The sequence below is a fragment of the Micromonospora sp. L5 genome, from assembly GCF_000177655.2.
In the GTDB taxonomy this organism is placed as follows: domain Bacteria; phylum Actinomycetota; class Actinomycetes; order Mycobacteriales; family Micromonosporaceae; genus Micromonospora; species Micromonospora aurantiaca.
Genome location: NC_014815.1, coordinates 323323 through 346706, shown reverse-complemented (window position 1 = coordinate 346706; position 23384 = coordinate 323323). Strand labels below are relative to the sequence as shown.

Sequence of the window (23384 nt, the reverse complement as noted above, 5' to 3'; positions counted from 1 at the left end):
GGGATGCGAGCACCCGGTCAGGGGACAGCGCGGCTGGCGGGCGCACGGTAGACAGGGGAGGCACAGCCCTTCCGCCCGAGGAGATCGCCGATGATCCTGGCCCAGGCCGAACAGGTCAGCCGCCGCTACGGCGACGTGCTGGCGCTGGACCGGGTCGACCTGACCGTCCGCGCCGGCGAGCTGGTCGGCCTGCTCGGGCCGAACGGCGCCGGCAAGAGCACGCTGATCAACCTGCTGGTCGGGCTGCGCCGCCCCACCGCCGGCCGGGTCGAGCTGTGCGGCGGCGACCCGCGCGACCCGGCGAGCCGGCGGCAGCTCGGGGTCACCCCGCAGGAGACCGGCCTGCCCGGCACGCTGCGGGTCGGCGAGGTGGTCGACTTCGTCTCCGCGCACTTCCCCGACCCGGTGCCGCGAGGCGAGCTGCTCGACCGGTTCGGCCTCGCCGACCAGGTCCGCCGGCAGACCGGCGGCCTCTCCGGCGGGCAGCGTCGCCGGCTCGCCGTGGCGCTGGCGTTCGTCGGCCGTCCCCGGCTGGTGGTGCTCGACGAGCCGACCACCGGCCTCGACGTGGAGGCGCGGCACGCGCTCTGGGACGCGATCCGCGGCTTCCACGCCGACGGTGGCACCGTGCTGCTGAGCAGCCACTACCTGGAGGAGGTGGAGGCACTCGCGCAGCGGGTGGTGGTGATCGGCCACGGGCGGGTGCTCGCCGACGACTCGGTGGCGGCGATCCGCGGGATCGTCGGCGTACGCCGGGTCAGTCTGGTCGCCGACGACCTGCCGGCGCTGCCGGGCGTGGTCACCACCGAACGCGCCGACGGGCGGGTCCACCTGCTCACCACCGACGCCGACCAGCTCGTCCGCGACCTGGTCACCTCCGGGGTGCCGTTCCACGATCTGGAGGTCCGGCCCACCTCGCTGGAGGAGGCGTTCCTCGCCATCACGGCCGACGACCGGCCCGCGCCCACCCCTGCCTAGGAGACCGCCGTGCCGCTCGCCCTGATCCACGCCCGCTACCACCTGTTGGAGATCATCCGGGTGCCGGTGGCTGTGGTGGGCAGCGCGTTCTTTCCCGCCGCCTCGATGCTCTTCTTCGTGGTGCCGTTCGCCGGCGACGACCCGGTCGGCGCCACCTACGCCACCGCCGCCATGGTGACCTTCGCGGTGATGACCGCCAACATCTTCCAGTACGGCGTAGGCGTCTCCGAGGACCGCGACCAGCCCTGGAACCCGTACACCCGGACCCTGCCGACCGGACCGGCGCCGCGGCTGGCCGGGCGGATCCTGGCCGGGGTGGTCCTGACCTACGTCTCGATGATCCCGGTGGTGGTGATCGCGGCGGTCGCCACCGACGCCCGGGTCAGCGCGGTGCAGTTCCTGCTCGGCCTGGGCGCGGTCGCCGTGGTCTCGGTGCCGTTCACGCTGCTCGGCCTGGCGATCGGCTACTCGCTGCCGAGCAAGGCCGCGATCGTGGTGGCGCAGGTGATCTTCTTCCCGCTCGCGTTCGGCGGTGGCCTGCTCTCCGGGCCGGACGACGCGCCCGGCTTCATCAAGGCGATCGCGCCCTACCTGCCGACCCGGGGCGCCGTGGAACTGATCTGGGCGGCGGTCACCGACTTCCGGCCGGACACCCGGGCGCTGGTGATGCTCGTGGTCTGGGTGCTGGTGCTCGCCGCGCTCGCCGGGTGGGCGTACCGGCGGGACGAGGGACGCCGCTTCAGCTGACCTTTTGTCCGGTTCCGGCCCGGTGGCCGACCCGGCGGTGCCACGATGCCGACAGGGCGGGCGAGCGGGCCGCCCCCGGCGAGAGGGGTCACCGTGAACGGCGTCGAGCCCGGCACGCCCTGCTGGACGGACCTGGCCACGCCCGGTCTGGACGACGCCCGACGGTTCTACCCCGAGCTTTTCGGCTGGACCGGAGAGATCTCCCCCGAACCGGAGGCCGACGGCTACACCGTCTTCCGCAAGGACGGCAAGGCGGTCGCCGGGGCCGGGCCACCCGGTACGCCGGACCAGGTGCCGGTCTGGTCCACGTACGTGGCGACCGACGACGCCGATCTGGTCGCGACCCGGGTGGAGGCGGCCGGCGGGCAGGTGGTCGTATCCCCGTTCGACGTCGCGCAGCAGGGCCGCATGGCCGTGCTCGCCGACCCGGCCGGCGCGGTGTTCAGCGTGTGGCAGCCGATGGCGATGCGCGGGGCCGAGCTGTACAACGCGCCGGGCGCGATGTGCTGGAACGAGCTGGTCACGCCCGACCCGGAGGGTGCGAAGGAGTTCTACGCGCTGGTCTTCGGCTGGCATCCGGAGGAGCGCCCGGCTGGACCGGTCGCGTACACCGGGTGGCGCTGCGGCGCCCGGATCGTCGCCGGGATGCTGCCCCGGGCCGAGCCGATGCCGACGGACCTGCCCGCGTACTGGGCGGTGTACTTCGCGGTGGAGGACGCCGACGCCACCGCCGCCCGGGCCGCCGAGCTGGGCGGCACCATCCTCGTCCCGCCGCGCGACAACCCGGCCGGACGCAGCGCCGCCCTGCGCGACCCCGACGGCGCCCTCTTCTCCGTCTCCACCCTGCGCTGACCCACCCCCGCGCCCGCACCGCCCCCGTCCCGCCCGCGCCCGCCCGGTACTGCTGTCGATCTTGCAGTTACGGCCCTCGCGATGCGGCATACACACCTTTTGCCGGGGCCTGAAGTGCAAGACGCTTCTATGTCTGTGGTGATCGGTTCGGCTGATTGCCGTTAGGGTTCGGCGTTGGTGATCACTTGGGTGGCTCTTCGTTGATCCGGCCGCCTGTGGTGTGGGTGTGCCTTGTGCAAGACCTGTCCCCGGGTGATCGTCGGCGCCGGCCCGGCCCACCCTGCTGGCCTGATCAGAAGCCTGCCCGTGCGAGCACACGTGGCCCATCACAGATTTGCCGCCGAGGTGATGTCTTCCCGAGCCGACGCCGACTGTCCCGGTCGTCGCTGGCAAAGGAGCAACAATCCGAGATGAGAAGGATCGTAGAACGGGTCGCGGATCGCTATGACGTGGTGGTGGGGGTCGATACTCACACCGATACGCATACCGCCGCCGTGGTGGACCGACTCGGTGGGGTGTTGGCGCAGGTCACGGTGTCCACTGACCCGGACGGGTTGAGCCGGTTGTTGGCCTTCGCCGTCGCGCACACCCCACCGCAGGGGCGCCGGTTGTGGGCGGTGGAGGGCACCCGGTCACACGGGCAAGGGCTGTGCCGGCTGCTGACCGCTGCTGACGAACCCGTCTGCGAGGCACCCAAGCCCCCCGCTGCGGCCCGTCGTCGGGGCGGCAAGTCCGACCAGCTGGACGCGGTCGCCGCCGCCCATACGGTGCTGGCGCTGCCCGCTGAGCGCATCGCCGTGCCCCGCAGCGACGGCCCACGCGAGGCCCTGCGTCTGCTGCTGATCTGCCGCCGGCACCACACCGATGCCCGCACCGCCGCGGTCAACCTGGTCAAAGCGTTGATCCTGACCGCTGACGACACTCTGCGCGAGGCGCTACGCGGGCTGTCCACCACCATCCAGATCGCCCGCCTGGCCGCCCTCGAACTGCCCGAAACCACCGCCCTGCCCTGCGAGGAACACACCCGCCGCCGCGAACTGGTCACCCTCGCCCGGCACATCCACATCCTCGACGCCACACTGGCCGACAACCACCAGCGCCTACGAGCCCTCGTCACCGAACTGTGCCCGCCCCTGCTCGACCAACCCGGAGTCGGACCCGTCACCGCCGCGATCGCCCTCACCGCCTGGTCCCACCCCGGCCGCGTCCGCTCAGAAGCCGCCTACGCCACCCTCGCCGGCGCCGCCCCCATCCCCGTGGCCAGCGGCCGCACCGACCGACACCGCCTCAACCGCGGCGGCGACAGAACCCTCAACAGCGCCCTGCACACCATCGCCCTGACCCGCCGACGCATCCACCCCGAAACACGCGACTACATCACCCGACGCCACGCCGAAGGCCGCACCACCAGAGAAATCACCCGCTGCCTCAAGCGCTACATCGCCCGACAGCTCTACCGCACCATCACCACCCACCACCAAACCCCTTGACAACCCCACTCACAGATCAACGGCGCGGGAGGGTGGGGTGGGGGTCAGGTGGGGCGGACGGGGACCACCAAGGGGCCGTGGTCGCCGGGGATGACGCGGATGTGGGCGCGGTAGTGGCGGGCCAGCAACTCCTCGGTGAGCACCTCCTCGGGCGGCCCGGCGGCGGCCACCCGGCCGTCGGCGAGCAGCACCAGGCGGTCGGCGTACTCGCCGGCGATGGAGAGGTCGTGCATGGTGGCGAGCACTGTGAGCCCGTGTGCGCGGCGGAGCTGGTCGACGAGTTCCAGCACCTCCTGCTGGTGCCCGATGTCCAGCGCGCTCGTCGGCTCGTCGAGCAGCAGCAGGGTGGCGCCCTGGGCCAGCGCCCGGGCCAGGAAGACGCGCTGCCGCTCGCCGCCGGAGAGGGTGGCCAGCTCGCGGTGGGCGAACGGGCCCAGGTCGAGCCGGTCCAGCACCTCGTGCACGGCGGCCAGGTCGGCGGCGGACTCGCGGCCCAGCGGCGGGATGTACGGGGTGCGCCCGAGCAGCGCGTAGTCGAACACCGACATGCCGATCGGCACGACAGGGGACTGCGCCACCGTGGCCACGATCCGGGCGCGGTCGCGGCGACGCAGCGCGCCGATCGGCGTACCGAAGAGGGCCACCTCGCCCGGGCCGGTGAGCAGGCCGCCGACGGCGCGCAACAGCGTCGACTTGCCGGCGCCGTTGGGTCCGATCACTGTGACCCACTCGCCCGCCGTGACTGTGAGGTCGACGCCGGCCAGGACCGGGATGCCGCCGAGGGCGACGCGCAGGTCGTGGACGCGCACCGCGGGGGCGTTCACATCGCCACCCGGCGGGCGGTCCGCAGGACCAGCACGAAGAACGGGCCGCCGAGCAGCGCGGTGACCACGCCGATCGGGATCTCGGCGGGCGCGGCGGCGGTCCGGGCGACCACGTCGGTCAGGGCGAGGAACGCGCCGCCGAACAGCATCGACAGCGGCAGGATCACCCGGTGGCTGGAACCGGCGAGCAGCCGCATCGTGTGCGGCACGATGATGCCGACGAAGCCGATCAGCCCGGACGCGGACACGGCGGCGGCGGTGCCGAGCGACGCGGCGGCGATCAGCAGGTAGCGGGAGCGCTGCGGGTGCAGGCCGAGACCGGCGGCCTCGTCGTCGCCGACGGAGAGCACGTCCAGTTCACGCCGGTGCAGCAGCACCACCACGGAGGTGAGCACGAAGTACGGCAGGACCAGCCACACGTCGTGCCAGCCGGCGGTGGCCAGCCGCCCGAGCAGCCAGGAGTAGACCTGCTGGATGTTGTCGGAGTGCTGTTGCAGCAGGTACGTCTGCCCGGCGGCGAAGAACGCCGACACCGCCACCCCGGCCAGGATCAGCGTGGCCGGGGACCGGTCCCGGCCACCGGCGGCGCCGAGCAGGTACGTCAGCACGACCGCGCCGAGCGACCCGACGAACGCGGCCAGCGGAATGGTGATCGGCAGCCCGGTCAGCGCCCCGCCCGCACCGGCGCCGAGCACGATCGCCGCGGTGACCGCGAATCCGGCTCCGGCCGCCACGCCGAGCAGGTACGGGTCGGCCAGCGGGTTGCGGAAGACGCCCTGGTAGCAGCCGCCGGCCAGGGCGAGGAGCGCGCCGACGAGCAGGCCGAGCACGACCCGGGGCAGCCGCAGCTCGGTGATGATCGCGACTTCCCGCTCGGTGAGCCCGCTGTCCAGGTGCACCCCGGGCAGCAGGTTGAGCAGTTCGGCCGCGACGCTGCCGGGCGGCAGGCTGACCGGGCCGAGCGAGACGCCCGCGACCAGCGCGACGAGCACCGCCACGACACCGGCGAACAGCCAGCGCTTGCGCAGCCCGGCGGGCCGGATCGGGGCACCGGCCGCGCCGCGCGCCCCACGCCGCCCCGGCCGGGACAGCAGCCGGGCACCCGGCCGGGGCGCGTCGGGCGTCCCGGCCGGGTTCGGGGCGGATTCCGCCTGTCGTAGGGCCACGGTCAGGCCGGGACCTTGGCGGTGGCGTCGACGATCACCTTGAGCAGTTCGACCACGCGCGGGCCCCAGCGCGAGGCGATGTCGTCGTCCAGCTCCACGATCTGGTTGTTCTTCACGGCGGTGATGCCGGACCAACCGCTGCGCGCCTTCACCGTGTCGGCGCTCTGCTTGCAGCACTTGGTGTCGGAGAGGAAGACGAAGTCGGGGTTCGCCTTGACGATGACCTCCTGGGAGAGCTGCGGGTAGCCGCCGTTCTTCCCGTCGGCGTCGGACGCGTCGGCGATGTTCTCCAGGCCGGCGAGCGCGTAGATGGTGCCGATGAAGGTCTTGCTGGTCGCGCTGTACAGCTCCGGGCCCAGCTCGTGGTAGTAGGTCGGCTTCTCCGTACGCTTCGGCAGGTCCTTGGTCAGCGCGGTGATGTCGTCCTTCATCTTCTGCACCACGGCGTCCGCCTCGGACCGGTGGCCGGTGAGCGTGCCCAGGTCGGTGAGCTGCCGGTACGTGTCGTCGAGCGTGGCCGCGGCGGGGATCTGCAGGACCGGGATCTTCAGCGCGACGAGCTGGTCGGCGATCTTGTTGAGGTTATCCGAGATCACCACGAGGTCGGGGTTGCGGGAGGCGACGGCCTCGGCGTTCGGCTGGTAGCCGGACAGGTCGGTACGGGGCGCCTCGGCCGGGTAGTTCGACTGGTCGTCGACGGCGGTGACCTGCTTGCCTGCGCCGATGGCGAACAGCATCTCGGTGGAGGTCGGCGAGAGCGAGACGATCTTCTCGGGCCGCTTCTCCAGCGTCAGCTTGCCGACTGTGGCCGGGAACGCGCCGCCGGAGCCGCCGGCGGCGGGGGTGTCGGTCGAGGTCTTCTCGGCGCAGCCGCCGAGGAGCAGCACGCCGGCCGCGAGGGCGGTGGCGAAGAGCCGGGGGGTACGTCGGGACATGGGGCCTCCTGTCGGTCGAGGAGTGTGGTGCTTCGCCGACAGGGGGAAAGGCCCGTCCGCGAGGCGCCCTTCCTCGAGAGCGCGTGTCGCGACCGGGCCTCAGGCGACCTGGCTCGTCCCACGTCCGTCGGCGCCGTCGGAAGGCCGGCGCCGCGCGTACGGGGCATCACAGTTGCGGGACAGCGCCGGTTTCACACCGGCTTCGCTGTGGCACGGTCGGTGCCACGGTAGCGCACGACCAGCGGAGATCGTCCGGACGGGCGGGGTGGGCGGGAACCCCGGCGGGGGTGGAACCGGGGTTCCCGCCCGGTGGTGAGGTCAGCAGTACTGGCTCTGCTTGCCGATCGCCCGGTACGGGCAGTCGGCGTACTCGGACAGGATCAGCACGGCCTCCCGGTTGCGTGAGGTCTGCGCCGGGATCACCTCGTCCGGCGGGTAGAAGCCGCCGCCGGAGGCCGAGCCGGGGTACATCTCGAAGGTGTACGCCCAGATCTTGTGGGCGCCCCACATCCAGTCGATGCTGGTGCCGTCGGCGATGTAGAGGTCGCTCGACTGTTCCGGGGTGTAGTTGTTGGTCGCCGCCATCTGCCGCCCGATGGTGGCGAAGGTGTTGTACTGGTCGGTGTTCATCCCGGTGGCGGTGTTGCTGTACGTGTATCCGTACGGCCAGAGCACCAGCTGCGAGTAGGTGTGGAAGTCGATGTTCGCCTTGATCTGCTGCACCCCGCCGACGACCCGGCTGTTGACGAAGTTGCGCAGCGCCGCGGTCTCCGGGGCGGAGAAGGCGGACGGGCCCCGGTAGGTGTCCGACGACTTGGTGCCGGACGAGCCGCCGCAGCAGCCCCACTGGTAGGCCCAGTTGCGGTTCAGGTCGGTGCCGATGGCTGTCGAACCGCTGTTGGGCTGCCGGTTCTTGCGCCAGGAGCGGTAGGAGCCGGTGGCGATGTCGTACTCGCTGCCGTCCGGGTTGACTGTGGGGACGATCCAGATCTCCCGGGAGTTGACGATGCTGCTGATCCGGGAGTCGCTGCCGTAGTTGTCGGTGAAGAGGTTGAGCAGGTAGATCGCCATCTCGACGGTCAGGTGCTCACGGGCGTGCTGCTGGGCGTTGAACAGGATCTCCGGCTCGGCCTCGTCGGTGGCGACGTTGTCGGAGATCTTCACCGCCATCAGGTCCCGGCCCTGGTACGACGTGCCGATGCTCAGCTTGCGGGCGATCGTCGGGTGGTCGGCGACCACCTTGTTCACCACGGCGGTCAGCTCGGCGTAGTCGTGGTAGTTCGAGTCGGCGGGCGGGAACGCGTTGGCGGTCATGCCCCCGTCGGCGTGGTTGTGCTCCGGCACGACGTCCTTCTCGAGCCGGAACCCGAGCCGGGTGATCGCGTTGGCCTCGGCCTTGGTCGCCGTGACGTGCAGCACGCCGTGCTCGGAGTAGTCGATCGCGGCACCGGTGGAGGCGACCGCGGTGCGGTCGGCCGCCGTACGCGGGCCGAGCACCCGGTAGGCGACGGTGGCCGGCTCACCGGAGCCTTCCGGTGCGGGCCGGGCGACGGCGGGCGCGGCGGCCGCGGTGACGATGGTCAGGCCGATGACGGCGGCGAGCGCCAGCCGGCGGCGGAGCGGAGAGGAGCGGAAGGCCATGGACAACCTCCTGGGGGTACGGGAGATCCCGTTGTCCGCACACTCCACCAGGAGACACATGGTCATATCAATATCTGTCTTTGCCTTGGGTCATCCCGACCTGATCGTCACTTCGGCAATGATTTTCTACGCCTGAACATCTGGCGAAACTTCCCGCCAAGCGCGACAGTGAACGGCAACGATGCCGTCTCCCTGTGGAGCTGCCATGTTCGGACGACCCATGCGCGCGGCCGCCCTCGCCGGCCTCACCGCGCTCACCCTCCTCGCCACCAGCGCACCGGTCCAGGCACAAGCCCCGCGACCGGGCGTCACGCACGACGAACAGATCACCTTTCAGGAGTTCTCCCGCTTCCCCGACTGGCGTAGCGGCTCCCACCAGGGCACCCGCGCCGTACCGGGCCGCCACCCGGCGCTGACCATCGGCCGCCCGGCGGGCACCACCGAGTTCACCGACGAGCACACCGGCACGACCCGCACCTGGGAGTACGCCACCTGGACCTCGCCCGAGCGGCGGATCGGCTTCGACGCCACCGAGATGGTCGCGTCGTGGAACGCCGCCACCCCGGCCGGCACCTGGATCCAGGTCGAGCTGCACGGCACGTACAACACCGGGGCACAGACCCCGTGGTACGTCATGGGCCGGTGGGCCTCCGGCGACCAGGACATCAAGCGCTCCACGCTGGACGGCCAGGGCGACCCGTGGTCGAGCATCTGGACCGACACGTTCTCGGTCGACGACGCCGACGCGGGGGTGCTGCTGCGCTCGTACCAGTTGCGGCTGACGCTCTACCGCGCGCCCGGCCAGGCCGCCGCGCCGCAGGTCCGGATGGTCGGCGCGATGGCGTCGAACGTCCCGGACCGGTTCACCGTCACCCCCAGCCGGGGCGGCATCGCCTGGGGCACCGAGCTGGCCGTGCCGCGCTACTCGCAGAACATTCACATCGGCGAGTACCCCGAGTACGACGGCGGCGGCGAGGCGTGGTGCTCGCCCACCTCGACGGAGATGGTGGTCGAGTACTGGGGCCGCAAGCCCTCGGCCGAGGACACCTCGTGGGTCGACCCCTCCTACCCCGACCCGACCGTCGACCACGCCGCCCGGATGACCTACGACTACGAGTACGAGGGTGCCGGCAACTGGCCGTTCAACACCGCGTACGCGTCGAGCTTCCCCGGCCTGGAGGCGCGGGTCACCCGGCTGCACTCGCTCGACGAGGCGGAACGGTTCATCAAGGCGGGCATCCCCGTGGTGACCTCGCAGTCGTTCCTCGCCAGCGAGCTGGACGGGGCCAACTACGGCACCTCCGGGCACCTGTTCGTGATCGTCGGCTTCACCGCCGACGGCGACGTGATCGTCAACGACCCGGCGTCCTCGTCGAACGACGCGGTCCGCAACGTCTACAAGCGGGAGCAGTTCGAGCAGATCTGGCTGCGCACCAAGCGCTACCGGGCCAACGGCACAGTGGCCTCCGGCTCCGGCGGCATCGCGTACCTGATCAAGCCGGCCGACCGGCCGTGGCCGGTCGTCCCGGGCTCGACCAACTGGTGAACGGGCCGGCCGGCCGGTGAACGGTTCGGCTGACCGGTGAAGGGCCCGGTGCCGTGTGCGGCGCCGGGCCCTTCGTCCGTCCGCTCAGCCGTCGCGGCGCTCGGCGTCCGGCTCGGCGCCCGGCTCGTCCTCACCGGCGAGCGCCGAGCGCAGCCGGTCCTTCTCCGCGCGCCGCCGCTCCGACGCCTCCGCCATCTCGCCGGCCATCTCGTCCCGCCAGTTGCGCAGCAGAAAGAACGACAGCGCGGCGGAGGAGATCAGCGCCACCATCAGCCGCAGGAACATGTTCATCTCGACGAACCAGAGGGCTGCCAGCACGGCGACGAACAGCCCGACCCGGCCCAGCGTGTACTTGACCGCCGCGCTCATTCCCGCATTCCCACTCTCTCCGTGCCTCAGCCCGTACGCCGGGCCAGCCAGTGCACGCCATGAAACCAGATGACGGCGTAGACCACGGTGAACACCGCCGCAGCCAACGCGCCGGTGAACAGCGCGGGCAGCCCGGAGGCCAGGCCCGCCGCCAGCAGACCGGCGAGGACGCCGAGCCCGAGACCGGCCAGCGCGGCCACCACCCGGGCGGCGCCGAACTCCCAGGCCCGGAACTCGTCCCAGAACAACCAGAGCGGCAGGATCACCGCGAGCCAGCCGTTCGTACCCCCGAAGCCGCTGTCGCCCACCGTGGCGAACGCGAACTCGAAGACCAGCAGCGCCAGCACCCCGATGACCAGGCCGGCCAGGCTCACCCCGAGCAGGTCACCGAGGGTGAGGATGCGCCCCTCGGCGTCGCGCCGGGGGAAGCCGCGCTGCTGTTCCTCGTCGCTCATCGCCAGGTCAGGCCCAGACCTGCTGCGGCTCGGACCGGCGCTCCGCCAGCGACGGCGGCCCGTCGTACTCGCGGACGATCTCGTAGCGGGTGTTCCGCTCGACCGGACGGAAGCCGGCGTCCCAGATCATGTGCAGCAGGTCGTCGCGGTGCATGGTGTTCGGCGTGCCGTACGAGTCGGCGTCATGGGTGATCTTGTATTCGACCACCGAGCCGTCCAGGTCGTCGACGCCGAAGTTCAGCGAGAGCTGCGCGACCGACAGCCCGTGCATGACCCAGAAGCACTTGACGTGCGGCACGTTGTCGAACAGCAGCCGGGAGACCGCGAACGTCTTGAGCGACTCGGCCGGCGAGGCCATCGTGGTCCGGGCCTGGATCCGGTTACGGATCTTGCCGTCCGCCGAGTCGACGAAGTCGTGCTGGTAGCGCAGCGGGATGAAGACCTGGAAACCGCCGGTCTCGTCCTGCAGCTCACGCAGCCGCAGCACGTGGTCGACCCGGTGCCGGGGCTCCTCGATGTGGCCGTAGAGCATGGTCGACGGCGTCTTCATGCCCTTCGAGTGGGCCAGCCGGTGGATGCGCGACCAGTCCTCCCAGTGGCAGTTGTGGTCGACGATGTGCTGCCGGACCTCCCAGTCGAAGATCTCCGCGCCACCGCCGGTGAGCGACTCCAGGCCGGCGTCCATCAGCTCGTCGAGGATCGCGTCGGCGGTGAGCCCGCTGATCTTCTCGAACCACTGCACCTCGGTGGCGGTGAACGCCTTGAGGTTGACCTTCGGCAGCGCGGCCTTCAGCTCGCGCAGCACCTTCGGGTAGTAGCGCCAGGGCAGCGTCGGGTGCAGGCCGTTGACGATGTGCAGCTCGGTGAGCTGCTCGTCCTCCATCTCCTTGGCCTTGCGGACGGCCTCGTCGATGCGCATCGTGTAGGCGTCCTTCTCGCCCGGCTTGCGCTGGAACGAACAGTACGCGCACGACGCGGAGCAGACGTTCGTCAGGTTCAGGTGCCGGTTGACGTTGAACATCACCCGGTCGCCGTTGAGCTCCGTACGCCTGTGGTGGGCCAGCCGGCCCAGCCAGGTCAGGTCGTCGCTGGCGTAGAGGGCGATGCCGTCCTCGCGGGTCAGCCGCTCCCCCGCGTACACCTTCGCCTCGAGTTCGCGCTTGAGTCCGGCGTCCATCCGAAAGCCACGTCCTTCCACCTGGGTTCCCGATCGAGCGTACGTCGCGGGTCCGACCGGCCGCCGACGTGGTCGCGCCGGTTCACCGGCCGTCACGCTCCGCACATCGACATCGTCGCAACCGTGAGGTAAGACAGGGTGGGGCGGAACACACACCAGGGCCGTCCTGTCCCGACACGCCCCAATCACGCGTGACGGACCCCAGACCGGACGGGGAGCGGTATGGCTCACAGCACCAAGGCCCGACGGCGACGAGGACGGCAGCCGGTGATCTCACCGATCCTGCGCCCGGCGCTCTGGTCCGTCCTTCTGGGGGCGGTCGCGGCCGCGGCGCTCGCCACACCCGCCTGGGCCGACCCGCTGCCCGACGTCGTACCCGACACCGGCTCCCGGCCCCAGGTCACCGGCCCCCTGCAACTGCCCGGCTCGTCCGGCACCGTCCGCGGCGTACCCGGCACCGTTCCCGGCGTACCGGGCGCCGTTCCCGGCCTCCCCGGCACCGTCCCGGGCCTGCCCGGCGTCACCACCCCGGGCGGCACTGCGGGCCTGCCGGGCACCACCGGCGTGACCAACCCGGCCGACGGCCCGCTGATCGCCCAGATCAACCAGCTCGACGCCCGGGTCACCCTCCTCGGCGAGGAACTGCTCCGGATCAAGACCGAGCGGGACGCCGCACAGACCGAGCTGACCCAGTCCGCCGCCCGGCTCAAGGAGGCCCAGGACGCGCTCACCCGCGCCCAGGACAACGCCAAGAGCGCCGCCGCCGACGCCGTGAAGGCCGACGCGGCGCTGCCGCCCGGTGAGTTCGGCGCCAGCCTGCGCGACTTCGCCAACCTCCAGCGCATCACCCGCGGCGACAAGGCCGAGGGCGCCACCACGTCGGTGACCGGCGAACTCCTCCGGGCCACCAGCGCCGAGGAGGCCGCCCGGAAGGCACACGAGTCGGCCCAGCGCCGGGCCACCGAGCAGACCACCGCGTTCACCCGCGCCGAGGCCGACCTGCGCAAGCAGGAAACCGCGCTCGTCGCGCTGCGCAAGGAGAACGCGGCCAAGCTCCTGGAGATCGAGCGCCTGGCGGACGCCGCCGAGCAGCGGCTCGGCACCTCGTACGTGGTCGATCAGAGCATCGACGGCCTGGTGGCGGACCCGCGGGCGCTCGCCGCCGTGCGCTACGCCCTCGCCCAGCTCGGTGACCCCTACCTGTGGGCCGCCGAGGGCCCGGACCGGTTCGACTGCTCCGGCCTGATGCTCGCCTCCTACCAGGCGGCCGGCTACCGGGGCCTGCCCCGCGTCGCCAAGGACCAGTACTTCGCGACCCGTTCCCGCACCGTCTCGCCGAACGCCCTGCTCCCCGGCGACCTGCTGTTCTTCGCCTCCAGCAGCAGCTGGACCAGCGTCCACCACGTCGCCATGTACATCGGCAACGGCAAGATGGTGGAGGCGCCGCGGACCGGGGACGTCGTCAAGATCTCGGTGGTCCGCTGGTCCCGGCTCTACGCCGCGACCCGGGTGATCGGCGCCGTACCCGCCCCGGCCACCCCGGTCCCGCCGCCGACCGTGCCGGCCACGCCCAAGCCGTCGACCACGCCCAAGCCGACGCCCACCACGCCCAAGCCGTCGACCACGCCCAAGCCGACGCCGACCACGCCGAAGCCCACCACGCCGACGCCGAAGCCGACGACGTCCAGCCCGGCGCCGAGCACGCCGCCGCCGAGCCCGACGGACTCGCCCGACCCGACGCCGAGCCAGAGCGCGAGCGCCGAGCCGGAGACCAGCAGCGCCGCGCCGAGCAGCAGCAGCGCCGCGCCGTCGAGCAGCACGTCCGGCAGCGGCTCCGCCAGCCCGAGCAGCAGCACCGACTGACCCAACCGCCGCTCCGGCTGTGCTCCCGGGCCGGAATGTGGCACGGTGAGATCCAGGCACTTCCGGTCGGCGCCACGGCCGGAGGCGAGCGTGGGTGCGGAGGGGCGAGATGGGCGAGCAGGACGTTCCGGCGGAGAAGGTCCACCCGGGACCGACGCCCGACCCCGCCGACCCGGCCGGCGACGACGACCACGGTTCGGCCCCACCCGGGCCGGTAGCCGTCGCGCGGGCGCGGGTGTCGGTCGCGGGCTCGGCCGTGCCGCCGCCCGCCGGTGACGAGCAGCCGCTGCCGCAGGCCGGTCCAACCACGTACCGGGCGGCCACCCCGGCGGACACCCCACCGCCGCTGGACCGGCGCCTCCCCGGCGCCACCGTGCCGCCGTCCAGTTGGTCCGCCTTCGCCGTGGGCGAACGCCAGGCGACGTCCCAGCCCGCCGCCGCGGAGGCCGACGGCGACGCCTCCCCGGGTACGCCCGGCAGTGCTCCGGCCGCCATCCCGGCACCCCGCGTCTCCGGTTCCGCACGCGTGCCCACGCCGCCCGTCGCAACCGCGGACGCGGCAGCACCGGCCGACGCCGCACCGGACCGCGACACCGCACCGGCCGAGCAGGCGGACGGGACCGCCGTCGGGCCGCAGGACGACTCCCCGTCCTCGGCAGCCGGTTCGGCCGAGTCTCCGCCGAACGCGGCGCCGGCCTCCGCAGCCGGCCGCCCGGCCCCGCTCACCGGCTCTTCCACACCCGCTGAGCAGGCCGGATCCGCACCCGCGCGGGCCAGCGCATCGGTACCCGGCCTGCGCCGTGTCTCCGCCGAGGAGGTCGCCGCCTCCGTGGTGGCCGCGCCGCCCGCCGCCGCCACCGTCTACCGGGCCGGTCCGGTGAACCCGGAACCGCCGGAGCCGGTCCAGCCGCCGGAGCCCGCGCAGCCCCCGGCGCCGAACGGCCCCGAGCCCGAGCCGGCGCCGACCCCTGTGCCCGGTCCGACGCCACCGTCGCCCGCGCCGCCGGTACCCGAGCCGGAACCACCGCTCCGGCCCACGCCACCCCTGCCCACGCCGCCCGCACCCGCCCCGCCGACGCCGACGCCCGGACCGGTGCCACCGATCCCCGGGCCGCCGGTACCGCCGCCGGGTCCGCCCGTACCCCCGCCCCCGCCCCCGCCGGGTCCGATGCCCGCGCCGCCGTTCCCGCCGCCACCGGCGATGACCGGCGGGCCGGGCCCACTGCCCGCGCCGCTGTTCCCCGCCCCGGCGCCCGGCCCGTCGTTCCCGCCCGCGCGGGCCGCCGTGCCGGGCCCGCCGGCCACGCCCGGCACGCCGGACGGTGCGCTGCCGTCGTGGGCCGCCGCACCCGTGTCGGCACCGCCGCCGCCAGTGGTGCCGGCCCCGGCGCTGCCGACCTGGCCGCCGCCGGCCACGCCCGCCCGCGACGCCGACACGACCCGTCCGGTACGCCCCCAGCCCGCCGGCCCGGATCTCGCCGGCACCGCGTACGGCGGGACCGACGGGCCCGGGTTCGCCACCGTGTCGTTCCCGCAGGGCAACCCACTGGAGAACTCCGGATCGCTGACCGGGCACATCCTGGCCCAGGGCTGGTCCGAGGAGAGCCCGGCGGCCCGGGGCGGCAACACCAAGGTGATCATCGTGCTGGCCGTCGCGCTGACCATGCTCATCGCGATCAGCCTGCTCGTGGTCTTCCTGGCCAACGACGCATTGAGCAGCCTGACCGGGACCATGCTCATCGAGTGACAGGGGTGAGCCCGCCCACTACGGCTTCGCGTTGCCGTGGCGGAGTCGGCGATGCGCCGTACACTTGTCTCCGATCACTGACCCGGCGCGCCCCGACTGCGCGCCCATGGGCGATCTTGCGGGCGATTCGGCGGCGTGACAGGCCGCGGCGGGCCATCGCGAAGATGCGCCCCGCTCGAGAGGTATTTCTTGACCACGTTCGCTGAATCCAGCACGTCCCCGTCCGTCGACCCGACGCCCGACACCGTCGACTTCGCCTCGCTCGGCCTGCCCCGGCAGGTCGTCGAGGTGCTCGCCCGGCAGGGCATCACCACCCCGTTCGAGATCCAGCGGGCCACGCTGCCCGACTCGCTCGCGGGTCGCGACGTCCTCGGCCGGGGCCAGACCGGCTCGGGCAAGACGCTCGCCTTCGGCCTGCCGGTGATCGCCCGGCTCGCCGACCGCAACCGGGCCCGGCCGCTGCACCCGCGCGCCCTGGTCCTGGTCCCCACCCGTGAACTGGCCATGCAGGTCAACGACGCGCTCATGCCGCTCGGCAAGGCGGTCGGCGTGTTCCTGAAGACCGCCGTCGGCGGTGTGCCGTACGACCGGCAGATCGACGCGCTGCGCCGCGGCGTGGAGATCGTCGTGGCCACCCCGGGACGGCTCGGCGACCTGATCGAGCGCGGCGTGTGCCGCCTCGACGACGTCGAGATCACCGTGCTGGACGAGGCCGACCAGATGGCGGACATGGGCTTCCTGCCCGAGGTCACCCAGCTGCTGGCGAAGACTCCGGCGGACGCGCAGCGGCTGCTGTTCTCGGCCACTCTGGACAACGACGTCGACACGCTCGTCAAGCGGTTCATGACCGACCCGGTCACCCACTCGACCGCACCGGCCACCGCCGCCGTGTCCACCATGGATCACCACCTGCTGCTGATCCCGCCGCACGACAAGTTCGCCGTCGCCGCGTCCATCGCCGCCCGTGAGGGCCGCACCATGCTGTTCGCCCGTACGCAGCTCGGCGTGGACCGGCTGGTCGAGCAGCTCGCGGCCGTCGGTGTGCGGGCCGGTGGGCTGCACGGCGGCAAGACGCAGCGCATGCGTACCAAGACGCTCGCCGAGTTCCGCGAGGGCCGCACGCCCGTGCTGGTCGCGACCGACGTGGCGGCCCGCGGCATCCACGTCGACGGCGTCTCGCTGGTGCTGCACGTGGACCCGCCGAAGGACCCCAAGGACTACCTGCACCGGGCCGGCCGCACGGCTCGGGCCGGCGAGTCGGGCGCGGTGGCGACGCTGGTGCTGCCCAAGCAGCGCCGCACCACCCTGGCCATGATGGAGAAGGCGGGCGTCGAGCCGGCCGAGACCCGGGTCCGGGCGGGCGACGAGGCGCTGGCCGAGCTGACCGGCGCGCGCGAGCCCAGCGGCGTACCGGTGCGGGACGAGCCGGAGCCGCGACGCGGCGGCGGCTCGCGCCGCTTCGGCGACCGCGACGGCCGGGGCTTCGACCGGGGCGGCCGGGGCGGCTTCTCCGACCGTGGTGAGCGCCGGTTCGGCGACCGTGACGGCCGGGGCGAGCGCCGCTTCGGCGACCGGCCCGCGGGCGAGCGGTCCGGCGACCGGTTCGCGGACCGCGGCGGTGACCGCCGGTTCGGCGACCGGCCGGCGGGCGAGCGCTACTCGGGCGAGCGATCCGGCGGCGAGCGCCGCTTCGGACGGCCGGAGCGCCGCGACGACCGGAGCTTCGGCGACCGGCGGTCCGACGGCCGGAGCTTCGGCGAGCAGCGGTCCGACGACCGCGGCCAGCGCGGTGACGACCGGCGCTTCGGCGAGCGGTCCGAGCAGCCGTACGGGGACCGGCAGCGGCCGGCGACCGGACGCGGGTACGACCGCGACGAGCGGCGGTACGACGACCGGCCGAGCGGCTCGCGCGGCTTCGGTGACCGGCGCCAGGACGACCGCCCGCACGCCGAGCGGCGTTTCGGTGACCGGGGCGACGCGCGTCCGGCCGAGCGCCGGGCCGGCGGCTTCCGGGCCGAGGGGCGGGGCCGGGACGACAGGCGCGGCTTCGGCGGGCGCCCGCCGGCACGTACCCACTGATCTGAGCGCACCCACCGCCGCCGCCGAGCACCCGCTCGGCGGCGGCGTTCGCGCATCCGCTGCCGCCGACGGCCGGGTCGCGTAACGTCCGGTCCATGCCGAAGTCGCTCTTCTGGGCCCGGACCGACACCGCCGGCTCCGAGCACGTCGTGCTCGACGACGGTCAGGGGCTGACCGCGCAGGGTGTGGCGCTCGCCGTGGATCCGATCCCGTACACGTGCCGGTACCGCCTGACTGTCGGGCCGGACTGGTCGACGAACCGGCTGGAGGTCGAGTCCGAGGGCGCGGGCTGGTCGCGGAGCGTACGCCTGGAGCGGGGCCGGGACGGGTGGCGCGTGCGTACCGGCGAGGAGGGTGACCTGGACGCGGCGCTGAGCGCGGCGGGCCACCCACCGGCGGGCCTGCCTGGTACCGACGACCCGGGTCGGCTGGCCGAGGCGCTCGACGTGGATCTGGGCGGTTCCCCGTTGACGAACACGCTGCCGATCCGCCGGATCGGGCTGGGGCGGCTGCCCGCCGACCTGGCCACGGCCGTGAATGTGGCGTGGGTGCTGCTGCCCGGCCTGGCCGTGGTGCCCGCCGAGCAGGTCTACACCTCGCTGGGTCCGGGCCGGGTCCGGTACGCGAGCGGCACGTTCACCGCCGACCTGGAGGTCGACCCGGACGGCTTCGTGGTGCGTTACCCGGGGCTGGCCGAGCGGGTCGACCCGCGCTGACCGGCCGGGGTCGGGCTCAGGCAGCCGGCCAGGTGGCGTCGGTCAGGAACCGGTCGATGGTGGCGAGGTGCGGGGCGAGGTCGAGGCCCTGGGCGGCCACCCACTCGTCGGAGTAGTAGGTGTCGACGTACCGGTCGCCCGGATCGCAGATCAGCGTGACCACCGAGCCGGTACGTCCGGCCGCGCGCATCTGCGCGATCAGCCCGAACGCGCCCCACAGGTTGGTGCCGGTGGAGCCGCCCACGCGGCGGCCGAGCACCGCCGAGCCGGCCCGCATCGCGGCGAGCGACGCGGCGTCCGGCACCTGCACCATCCGGTCCACCACGCTGGGCAGGAAGGACGCCTCGACGGTGGGCCGCCCGATGCCCTCGATCCGGGATCCGCGGTCGGTGCGTACCGACCAGTCACCGGCCTGCCAGGCGGGGTAGAACGCGGAGTTCTCCGGGTCCACCACGCAGAGCTTGGTGGGCAGCCGGCGATACCGGGCGTAGCGGCCGATGGTGGCGCTGGTGCCGCCGGTGCCGGCGCCGACCACGATCCAGGCGGGCACCGGGTGCCGTTCCAGCGCGAGCTGGGCGTAGATCGACTCGGCGATGTTGTTGTTGCCCCGCCAGTCGGTGGCCCGCTCGGCGTACGTGAACTGGTCCATGAACCGGCCGCCGCTGTCCTCGGCGAGCCAGCGCGCCTCCACCACGACCTTCGACGGGTCGTCCACCAGGTGGCAGCGTCCGCCCTGGAATTCGATCTGGGCGATCTTCTCCGGCGACGTGGAGGCGGGCATGACAGCGATGAACGGCAGCCCGAGCATCCGGGCGAAGTACGCCTCGGAGACAGCCGTCGAGCCTGATGACGCCTCGACGATCGTGGTGTCCGGGCCGATCCAGCCGTTGCAGAGCCCGTAGAGGAACAGCGAGCGGGCCAGCCGGTGTTTCAGCGAGCCGGTGGGGTGCACCGACTCGTCCTTGAGGTAAAGGTCGATCCCCCACTCGCGGGGCAGCGGGAAGGGCAGCAGGTGGGTGTCGGCGGAGCGGTTGGCGTCCGCCTCGACCGTGGCGATGGCCTCGGTCACCCAGCGCCGGCTGGCCTCGTCGCACCGGTCGAGATGAGTCACGTCGGCAACGTTACAAGCGAGGTGGGCTCGGGTTCTCCCGGACCCGGCGGGCCTGCCGCCGCTGACCGGCCCGCCCGGTGGCCCGGATCACCGGCGTGAGGGCCAGGGCGAGCCGGGGGAAGGCGTCCAGGAGTCGCACCTGGGCACCGCGCCAACGCGGCAGGCTGACCACCGGCCGGGGCCGCCGGGCCAGCCGGACGGCCCGCGCGGCCACCCGCTCCGGCGTGAGCAGCGAGCCGGTGAAGGACGCCAGCGCTCCCGGGTCGTCCAGCTTGTCGTGCAGCATCGGCGTCCAGATCCCGTCCGGGCACAGGCACGACACGTGTACGCCCCGGACGCCCGCCATCCGCAGGTCGCTCAGAGTGCCGAGGCTGAACGCGAGCAGGGCGTGCTTGCTGGCCGCGTACACCGTCTCGCCGGGCGCGGCGATCAGCCCGGCCAGCGAGACGACGTTGAGCACGTGGCCGCGGCCCTGTTCGCGCATCACCTCGACGGCGGCGAGCGTTCCGTTGATCGCGCCGAGCGCGTTGACCTCGACCACCGCGCGGCGGGTCGGGGCGTCGTGCGCCCAGGACGGGCCGGTGGCCAGGATGCCCGCGTTGTTCACCCAGAGCCCGAGGCCGCCGGGCGCGGCCGCCGCCTCGGCGGCGACGTCCGCGCAGGCGGATTCGTCGCGTACGTCGAGCGGGCGGGACCAGCCACCCAGCGGCGCGGCGGCAGCCGCCACGGCCGTGGCGTCGGTGTCGGTGAGCAGCACGTTCCAGCCGTCGGCGTGCAGCGCGGCGGCGAGCGCCCGCCCCAGCCCGCCGGCCGCTCCGGTCACCACGGCGGCACCCCGCACCGAGCTCGTCATCGGCGCACGGTAACCGCAACCCCCGGCCCGGGGCCAGAGGCGTCAGGCGGTGGGCGGTTCCAGCGGCTGCGGGCGGTTCTCCCACTTGGTCGACAGGGCGATGCTGGTACGGGTGGACGCCACACCCGCCGTCCGGTTCAGCCGGACGATCAGCTGCTCCAGCTCGGCGATCGTGCCGACTCGCGCCTTGAGCAGGAAGGACTCGACGCCGGCCATGAAGTAGCAGGACTCGATCTCGGGGATGCGGCGGAACGCCTCCAGCACCTCGTCGGTGTCCGCGTCGGAGTCCTCGATGATGCCGATGAGCGCGGTGACGCCGAGCCCGATCGACTCCGGCTCGACCTCGGCCCGGTACGCCCGGATCACGCCGCTGGACTCCAGCTTGCCGACCCGCTCGTGCACGGCCGGGGCGGAGAGGCCGACCTGACGGGCCAGCTCGGCGTACGACAGACGGGCGTTGCCTCGCAACAACTCCACGAGGCTCAGGTCGATCGTGTCCACGGAGAGTGACCCTATCCGTTTAGCGACCACGGAACACTGTCGGTACCCGTGGATCAACCCTTCACAAACGTACGATCACGGGGGTTCTCCGCCTGTACCATTTCCTAACCTTCCCAGTGTGTGCGTTTTTCGCGTTTGGCGGACACGTCCGGTAGCCGGTGCTGTAATTGCCATACGTCCCTCATGACGGCTCTGGGCTCGCACCGGCCGGGGGCAGTGTGTTCAGCCGGGGGCTTCGTCGACGCGAGGAGGGGGCTGTGGACACTGGAGATCGCCTGCTGACACCGGGTGAGGTCGCTGCGCTGTTTCGGGTGGACCCGAAGACCGTGACCAGATGGGCAGCGGCCGGCCGGATCGGCAGTATCCGGACTCCAGGAGGGCACCGCCGGTTTCGGGAATCCGAGGTGCGGGCCCTGCTCGAGGGGGAGGGCATGCTGGACGAGGCGGAGGACATGGGCAAGGCCCGCAACATGGGCCCGACCGCTTCCACCGGCCCCGGACCGGCGAACGCCGGCATGTACTGAACGTACGGGGCGCGGTCCGGCCGAGGGCCGCGCCCCGTACGTCGGCAACCGGGACCGTCAGTCCGGGTCCGCCTCCCGGCGGCCGGCTGCCAGCTCGCCGGACCACCGCCGGAACAGCGTGTGCTCGACACCGAGCGCGTCGAGCACCTTCCCGGCCACGAAGTCCACGAGCTGCCCGGCGGACGCCGCCGCCCCGGCGCCGTAGAAGCCCGGACTGGCCGGCAGCACCACCGCGCCGGCGTCGTGCAGCGCGATGAGATGTTCCAGGTGACTGCGGGTCACCGGCGTCTCCCGGGGCACCACGACCACCGGGCGGCGCTCCTTGAGGTTCACCTCGGCGGCGCGCTGGAGCAGATCCTTGGAGAGCCCGATGGCGATGCCGGCGCACGCGGCGGTGCTGGCGGGCACCACCGCCATGCCGCGTACCGGGTAGGAGCCGCTGCTCGGGCCGGCGGCCAGGTCACCGGCGGGCCAGTGCCGCAGGTCCGCGCCGGTGAGGTCGCGGTCGAGCCAGGCGGCCAGGTCCTCGGTCCAGTGCGCGTCCCGGAAGGGCCGGCCGGTCTCGTCCAGCACCGTCAGCCGGGCCGCCCGGGAGACGATCAGGTCCACCGCCTGGCCGGCGTCGAGCAGGCCCCGGACGACAGCCGCCGCGTACGGCGTCCCGGACGCCCCGGAGACACCCACCACCCATGGTTCGCGCATGCCTCAAGCGTGCCTGGTCGCCACGGACGGCGGGCGGCGACCCCCTTTCGGTCGCCCCGCCCGGGATGTCCAGAGGGTTCACGGAACGTCCCGCGGCATGAAATTCTTCGATCGGCGATCCACTTCCACGGAGGGGCCGGTGATGACGGCGGCGGTGCTGCGGGCGCTCCGCTCCGACTGCCCCATCCCGCCCCGCCTCTCCCCGTACGCCGACGACGTGCAGGCCTGGCTGGTGGCGCAGGTCGACCGGCTCGGTCTGCCGGCTGACCCGGCCACCCGGCAACGGCTGGCGCGGGCCGGCTTCGCCCGGTACGCCGGGCGCCTCTATCCGGACGCCACCGAGCCCGACCTGCGCGTGCTGACCACACTGTTCACCTGGTTCTTCCTCGTCGACGACGCCTGCGACGGGCGGGACGGCCTCACCCCGGCGCAGATCCGCGCGTTGCGTGACGGCGCGCTCGCCCTGCTGCGCGAGGGCCCGCGTGCCCGCCACCCGGGCTTCTCCGGCCCGCTGCGCCGGCTGCTGGTGCAGGCGTGGCGCGAGCCCCGCCGCCGGATGCCGGCCCGGTGGCGGCTTCGCTTCGCCGACGCGGTCGCCGACCACCTCGACGGGGTCCACCGGGAGGCCACCGCCACCACGTCCGGCCGCCCACCGGGCGTCGCCGAGTACGTACGGCTGCGCCGGGCCACGTCGGCGGCGTACGTGTCGTACCCGCTGATCGAGTTCGCGTCCGGGCGTCCGCTGCCCGACGCGGTCTACCACCATCCGGCACTGCGGCGGCTCGCCGGCCTCGCCAACGACCTGCTGTCCTGGTTCAACGACATCGCCTCGCTTGAGCGCGACCGGGCCACCGGCGGCGGGCACAACCTGGTGCTGGCGACGGCGGCCGAGCGGGGCGTGCCGGTGCCGGCGGCGGTCGACCTGGTCGCGGGGCACTGGCGGGCCGAGATGGACCGGTTCGCGGCACTCCTGGCGGCGGCACCGTCGTTCGGCCCGACGCTCGACGACGCCGTCGCCACCCATCTCGACGGGCTGGCCGCCGCCGTGCGCGGCACGGTCGACTGGACGCTGGAGAGCGCCCGCTACCCGGTCGGCGCGGCGCCCTGA

General features: G+C 73.2%; 21 protein-coding genes, 1 pseudogene and 1 riboswitch. Of the genes and pseudogenes, 11 read left to right on the top strand and 11 right to left on the bottom strand.

What is annotated here, in order from left to right; all coding sequences use genetic code 11:
* Positions 1–90 precede the first annotated feature (90 nt).
* From ML5_RS01760 to ML5_RS01745, 4 genes are all read left to right on the top strand, one after another.
* Entirely contained in the window at positions 91–978 is an 888-nt protein-coding gene (locus tag ML5_RS01760; RefSeq protein WP_013283576.1) for an ABC transporter ATP-binding protein, read from the top strand.
* A 9-nt stretch (positions 979–987) separates the two neighbouring features.
* Positions 988–1725 carry an ABC transporter permease gene (locus tag ML5_RS01755; protein WP_013283575.1) on the top strand — a complete coding sequence of 246 codons (738 nt, stop codon included), beginning with the start codon at positions 988–990 and terminating at the stop codon, positions 1723–1725.
* Positions 1726–1818: 93 nt separating this feature from the next.
* On the top strand, positions 1819–2577 hold the full coding sequence (locus ML5_RS01750; protein ID WP_013473541.1) for a VOC family protein: 759 nt from the start codon (positions 1819–1821) through the stop codon (positions 2575–2577).
* Positions 2578–2987: 410 nt separating this feature from the next.
* On the top strand, positions 2988–4067 hold the full coding sequence (locus tag ML5_RS01745) for an IS110 family transposase (RefSeq protein ID WP_013473518.1): 1080 nt from the start codon (positions 2988–2990) through the stop codon (positions 4065–4067).
* A 44-nt stretch (positions 4068–4111) separates the two neighbouring features.
* On the opposite strand, the gene ML5_RS01740 is transcribed toward ML5_RS01745, so the two are convergent.
* From ML5_RS01740 to ML5_RS01725, 4 genes and pseudogenes are all read right to left on the bottom strand, one after another.
* Entirely contained in the window at positions 4112–4891 is a 780-nt protein-coding gene (locus ML5_RS01740; protein WP_013473540.1) for an ABC transporter ATP-binding protein, read from the bottom strand.
* Entirely contained in the window at positions 4888–5982 is a 1095-nt protein-coding gene (locus tag ML5_RS01735) for a FecCD family ABC transporter permease (RefSeq protein WP_369752213.1), read from the bottom strand. Before ML5_RS01735 ends, ML5_RS01740 begins: the two co-directional genes overlap by 4 nt.
* Positions 5983–6059: 77 nt before the next feature.
* Complete coding sequence (locus tag ML5_RS01730) at positions 6060–6992, bottom strand: ABC transporter substrate-binding protein (protein ID WP_013473539.1); 933 nt, start codon at positions 6990–6992, stop codon at positions 6060–6062.
* Positions 6993–7099: 107 nt separating this feature from the next.
* A riboswitch (cobalamin riboswitch) is annotated at positions 7100–7193 on the bottom strand.
* A 120-nt stretch (positions 7194–7313) separates the two neighbouring features.
* A pseudogene (locus ML5_RS01725) lies at positions 7314–8633 on the bottom strand (M14 family metallopeptidase); the annotation flags it as partial.
* A 205-nt stretch (positions 8634–8838) separates the two neighbouring features.
* On the opposite strand from ML5_RS01725, the gene ML5_RS01720 reads away from it, so the two are divergent.
* Entirely contained in the window at positions 8839–10179 is a 1341-nt protein-coding gene (locus tag ML5_RS01720; protein WP_013473537.1) for a C39 family peptidase, read from the top strand.
* Positions 10180–10263: 84 nt separating this feature from the next.
* Here ML5_RS01720 and ML5_RS01715 read toward each other — a convergent pair whose 3' ends face one another.
* The 3 genes from ML5_RS01715 to mqnE are packed head-to-tail and all read right to left on the bottom strand — an operon-like array spanning position 10264 to position 12180.
* Positions 10264–10548, bottom strand: coding sequence for a DUF4229 domain-containing protein (locus ML5_RS01715; protein WP_013473536.1), 285 nt, complete (start codon positions 10546–10548; stop codon positions 10264–10266).
* A 26-nt stretch (positions 10549–10574) separates the two neighbouring features.
* Complete coding sequence (locus ML5_RS01710) at positions 10575–11003, bottom strand: hypothetical protein (RefSeq protein WP_013283567.1); 429 nt, start codon at positions 11001–11003, stop codon at positions 10575–10577.
* Positions 11004–11010: 7 nt separating this feature from the next.
* Positions 11011–12180: an aminofutalosine synthase MqnE gene (gene mqnE, locus ML5_RS01705; RefSeq protein ID WP_013283566.1), complete on the bottom strand. Its 1170-nt coding sequence runs from the start codon at positions 12178–12180 to the stop codon at positions 11011–11013.
* Between the two features lie 222 nt (positions 12181–12402).
* On the opposite strand from mqnE, the gene ML5_RS01700 reads away from it, so the two are divergent.
* The 4 genes from ML5_RS01700 to ML5_RS01685 all read left to right on the top strand — a co-directional run bounded on the left by ML5_RS01700 (position 12403) and on the right by ML5_RS01685 (position 18585).
* Positions 12403–14043, top strand: coding sequence for an NlpC/P60 family protein (locus ML5_RS01700; RefSeq protein WP_201766720.1), 1641 nt, complete (start codon positions 12403–12405; stop codon positions 14041–14043).
* A gap of 109 nt (positions 14044–14152) precedes the next feature.
* Positions 14153–15790 (top strand): hypothetical protein, encoded by a 1638-nt coding sequence (locus tag ML5_RS01695; protein ID WP_013473534.1) that lies wholly within the window; start codon positions 14153–14155, stop codon positions 15788–15790.
* Between the two features lie 189 nt (positions 15791–15979).
* Positions 15980–17869, top strand: coding sequence for a DEAD/DEAH box helicase (locus ML5_RS01690; RefSeq protein WP_013473533.1), 1890 nt, complete (start codon positions 15980–15982; stop codon positions 17867–17869).
* A 95-nt stretch (positions 17870–17964) separates the two neighbouring features.
* On the top strand, positions 17965–18585 hold the full coding sequence (locus tag ML5_RS01685; protein WP_013473532.1) for a putative glycolipid-binding domain-containing protein: 621 nt from the start codon (positions 17965–17967) through the stop codon (positions 18583–18585).
* Positions 18586–18601: 16 nt separating this feature from the next.
* Here the strand turns inward: ML5_RS01685 and ML5_RS01680 are convergent, their stop codons facing one another.
* From ML5_RS01680 to ML5_RS01670, 3 genes are read right to left on the bottom strand one after another with little or no spacing between them, the layout of a single operon-like run.
* Positions 18602–19696: a PLP-dependent cysteine synthase family protein gene (locus tag ML5_RS01680; protein WP_013473531.1), complete on the bottom strand. Its 1095-nt coding sequence runs from the start codon at positions 19694–19696 to the stop codon at positions 18602–18604.
* A 10-nt stretch (positions 19697–19706) separates the two neighbouring features.
* Complete coding sequence (locus ML5_RS01675; protein WP_013473530.1) at positions 19707–20549, bottom strand: SDR family oxidoreductase; 843 nt, start codon at positions 20547–20549, stop codon at positions 19707–19709.
* Between the two features lie 42 nt (positions 20550–20591).
* Complete coding sequence (locus ML5_RS01670; protein ID WP_013283556.1) at positions 20592–21050, bottom strand: Lrp/AsnC family transcriptional regulator; 459 nt, start codon at positions 21048–21050, stop codon at positions 20592–20594.
* Positions 21051–21307: 257 nt separating this feature from the next.
* Between ML5_RS01670 and ML5_RS01665 the strand changes: the two genes are divergently transcribed.
* Positions 21308–21574 (top strand): BldC family transcriptional regulator, encoded by a 267-nt coding sequence (locus ML5_RS01665; RefSeq protein ID WP_013473529.1) that lies wholly within the window; start codon positions 21308–21310, stop codon positions 21572–21574.
* Positions 21575–21631: 57 nt separating this feature from the next.
* Here ML5_RS01665 and ML5_RS01660 read toward each other — a convergent pair whose 3' ends face one another.
* Complete coding sequence (locus ML5_RS01660; RefSeq protein WP_013283554.1) at positions 21632–22276, bottom strand: UbiX family flavin prenyltransferase; 645 nt, start codon at positions 22274–22276, stop codon at positions 21632–21634.
* Between the two features lie 142 nt (positions 22277–22418).
* Between ML5_RS01660 and ML5_RS01655 the strand changes: the two genes are divergently transcribed.
* Positions 22419–23384 carry a terpene synthase gene (locus tag ML5_RS01655; RefSeq protein ID WP_013473528.1) on the top strand — a complete coding sequence of 322 codons (966 nt, stop codon included), beginning with the start codon at positions 22419–22421 and terminating at the stop codon, positions 23382–23384.

Coding starts and splice junctions, on each gene's coding strand:
- ML5_RS01760 (WP_013283576.1), top strand. CDS start 91: ATGATCCTGGCCCAGGCCGAACAGGTCAGCCGCCGCTACGGCGACGTG.
- ML5_RS01745 (WP_013473518.1), top strand. CDS start 2,988: ATGAGAAGGATCGTAGAACGGGTCGCGGATCGCTATGACGTGGTGGTG.
- ML5_RS01730 (WP_013473539.1), bottom strand. CDS start 6,992: ATGTCCCGACGTACCCCCCGGCTCTTCGCCACCGCCCTCGCGGCCGGC.
- ML5_RS01720 (WP_013473537.1), top strand. CDS start 8,839: ATGTTCGGACGACCCATGCGCGCGGCCGCCCTCGCCGGCCTCACCGCG.
- ML5_RS01715 (WP_013473536.1), bottom strand. CDS start 10,548: ATGAGCGCGGCGGTCAAGTACACGCTGGGCCGGGTCGGGCTGTTCGTC.
- ML5_RS01710 (WP_013283567.1), bottom strand. CDS start 11,003: ATGAGCGACGAGGAACAGCAGCGCGGCTTCCCCCGGCGCGACGCCGAG.
- mqnE (WP_013283566.1), bottom strand. CDS start 12,180: ATGGACGCCGGACTCAAGCGCGAACTCGAGGCGAAGGTGTACGCGGGG.
- ML5_RS01700 (WP_201766720.1), top strand. CDS start 12,403: ATGGCTCACAGCACCAAGGCCCGACGGCGACGAGGACGGCAGCCGGTG.
- ML5_RS01695 (WP_013473534.1), top strand. CDS start 14,153: ATGGGCGAGCAGGACGTTCCGGCGGAGAAGGTCCACCCGGGACCGACG.
- ML5_RS01685 (WP_013473532.1), top strand. CDS start 17,965: ATGCCGAAGTCGCTCTTCTGGGCCCGGACCGACACCGCCGGCTCCGAG.
- ML5_RS01675 (WP_013473530.1), bottom strand. CDS start 20,549: ATGACGAGCTCGGTGCGGGGTGCCGCCGTGGTGACCGGAGCGGCCGGC.
- ML5_RS01660 (WP_013283554.1), bottom strand. CDS start 22,276: ATGCGCGAACCATGGGTGGTGGGTGTCTCCGGGGCGTCCGGGACGCCG.
- ML5_RS01655 (WP_013473528.1), top strand. CDS start 22,419: ATGACGGCGGCGGTGCTGCGGGCGCTCCGCTCCGACTGCCCCATCCCG.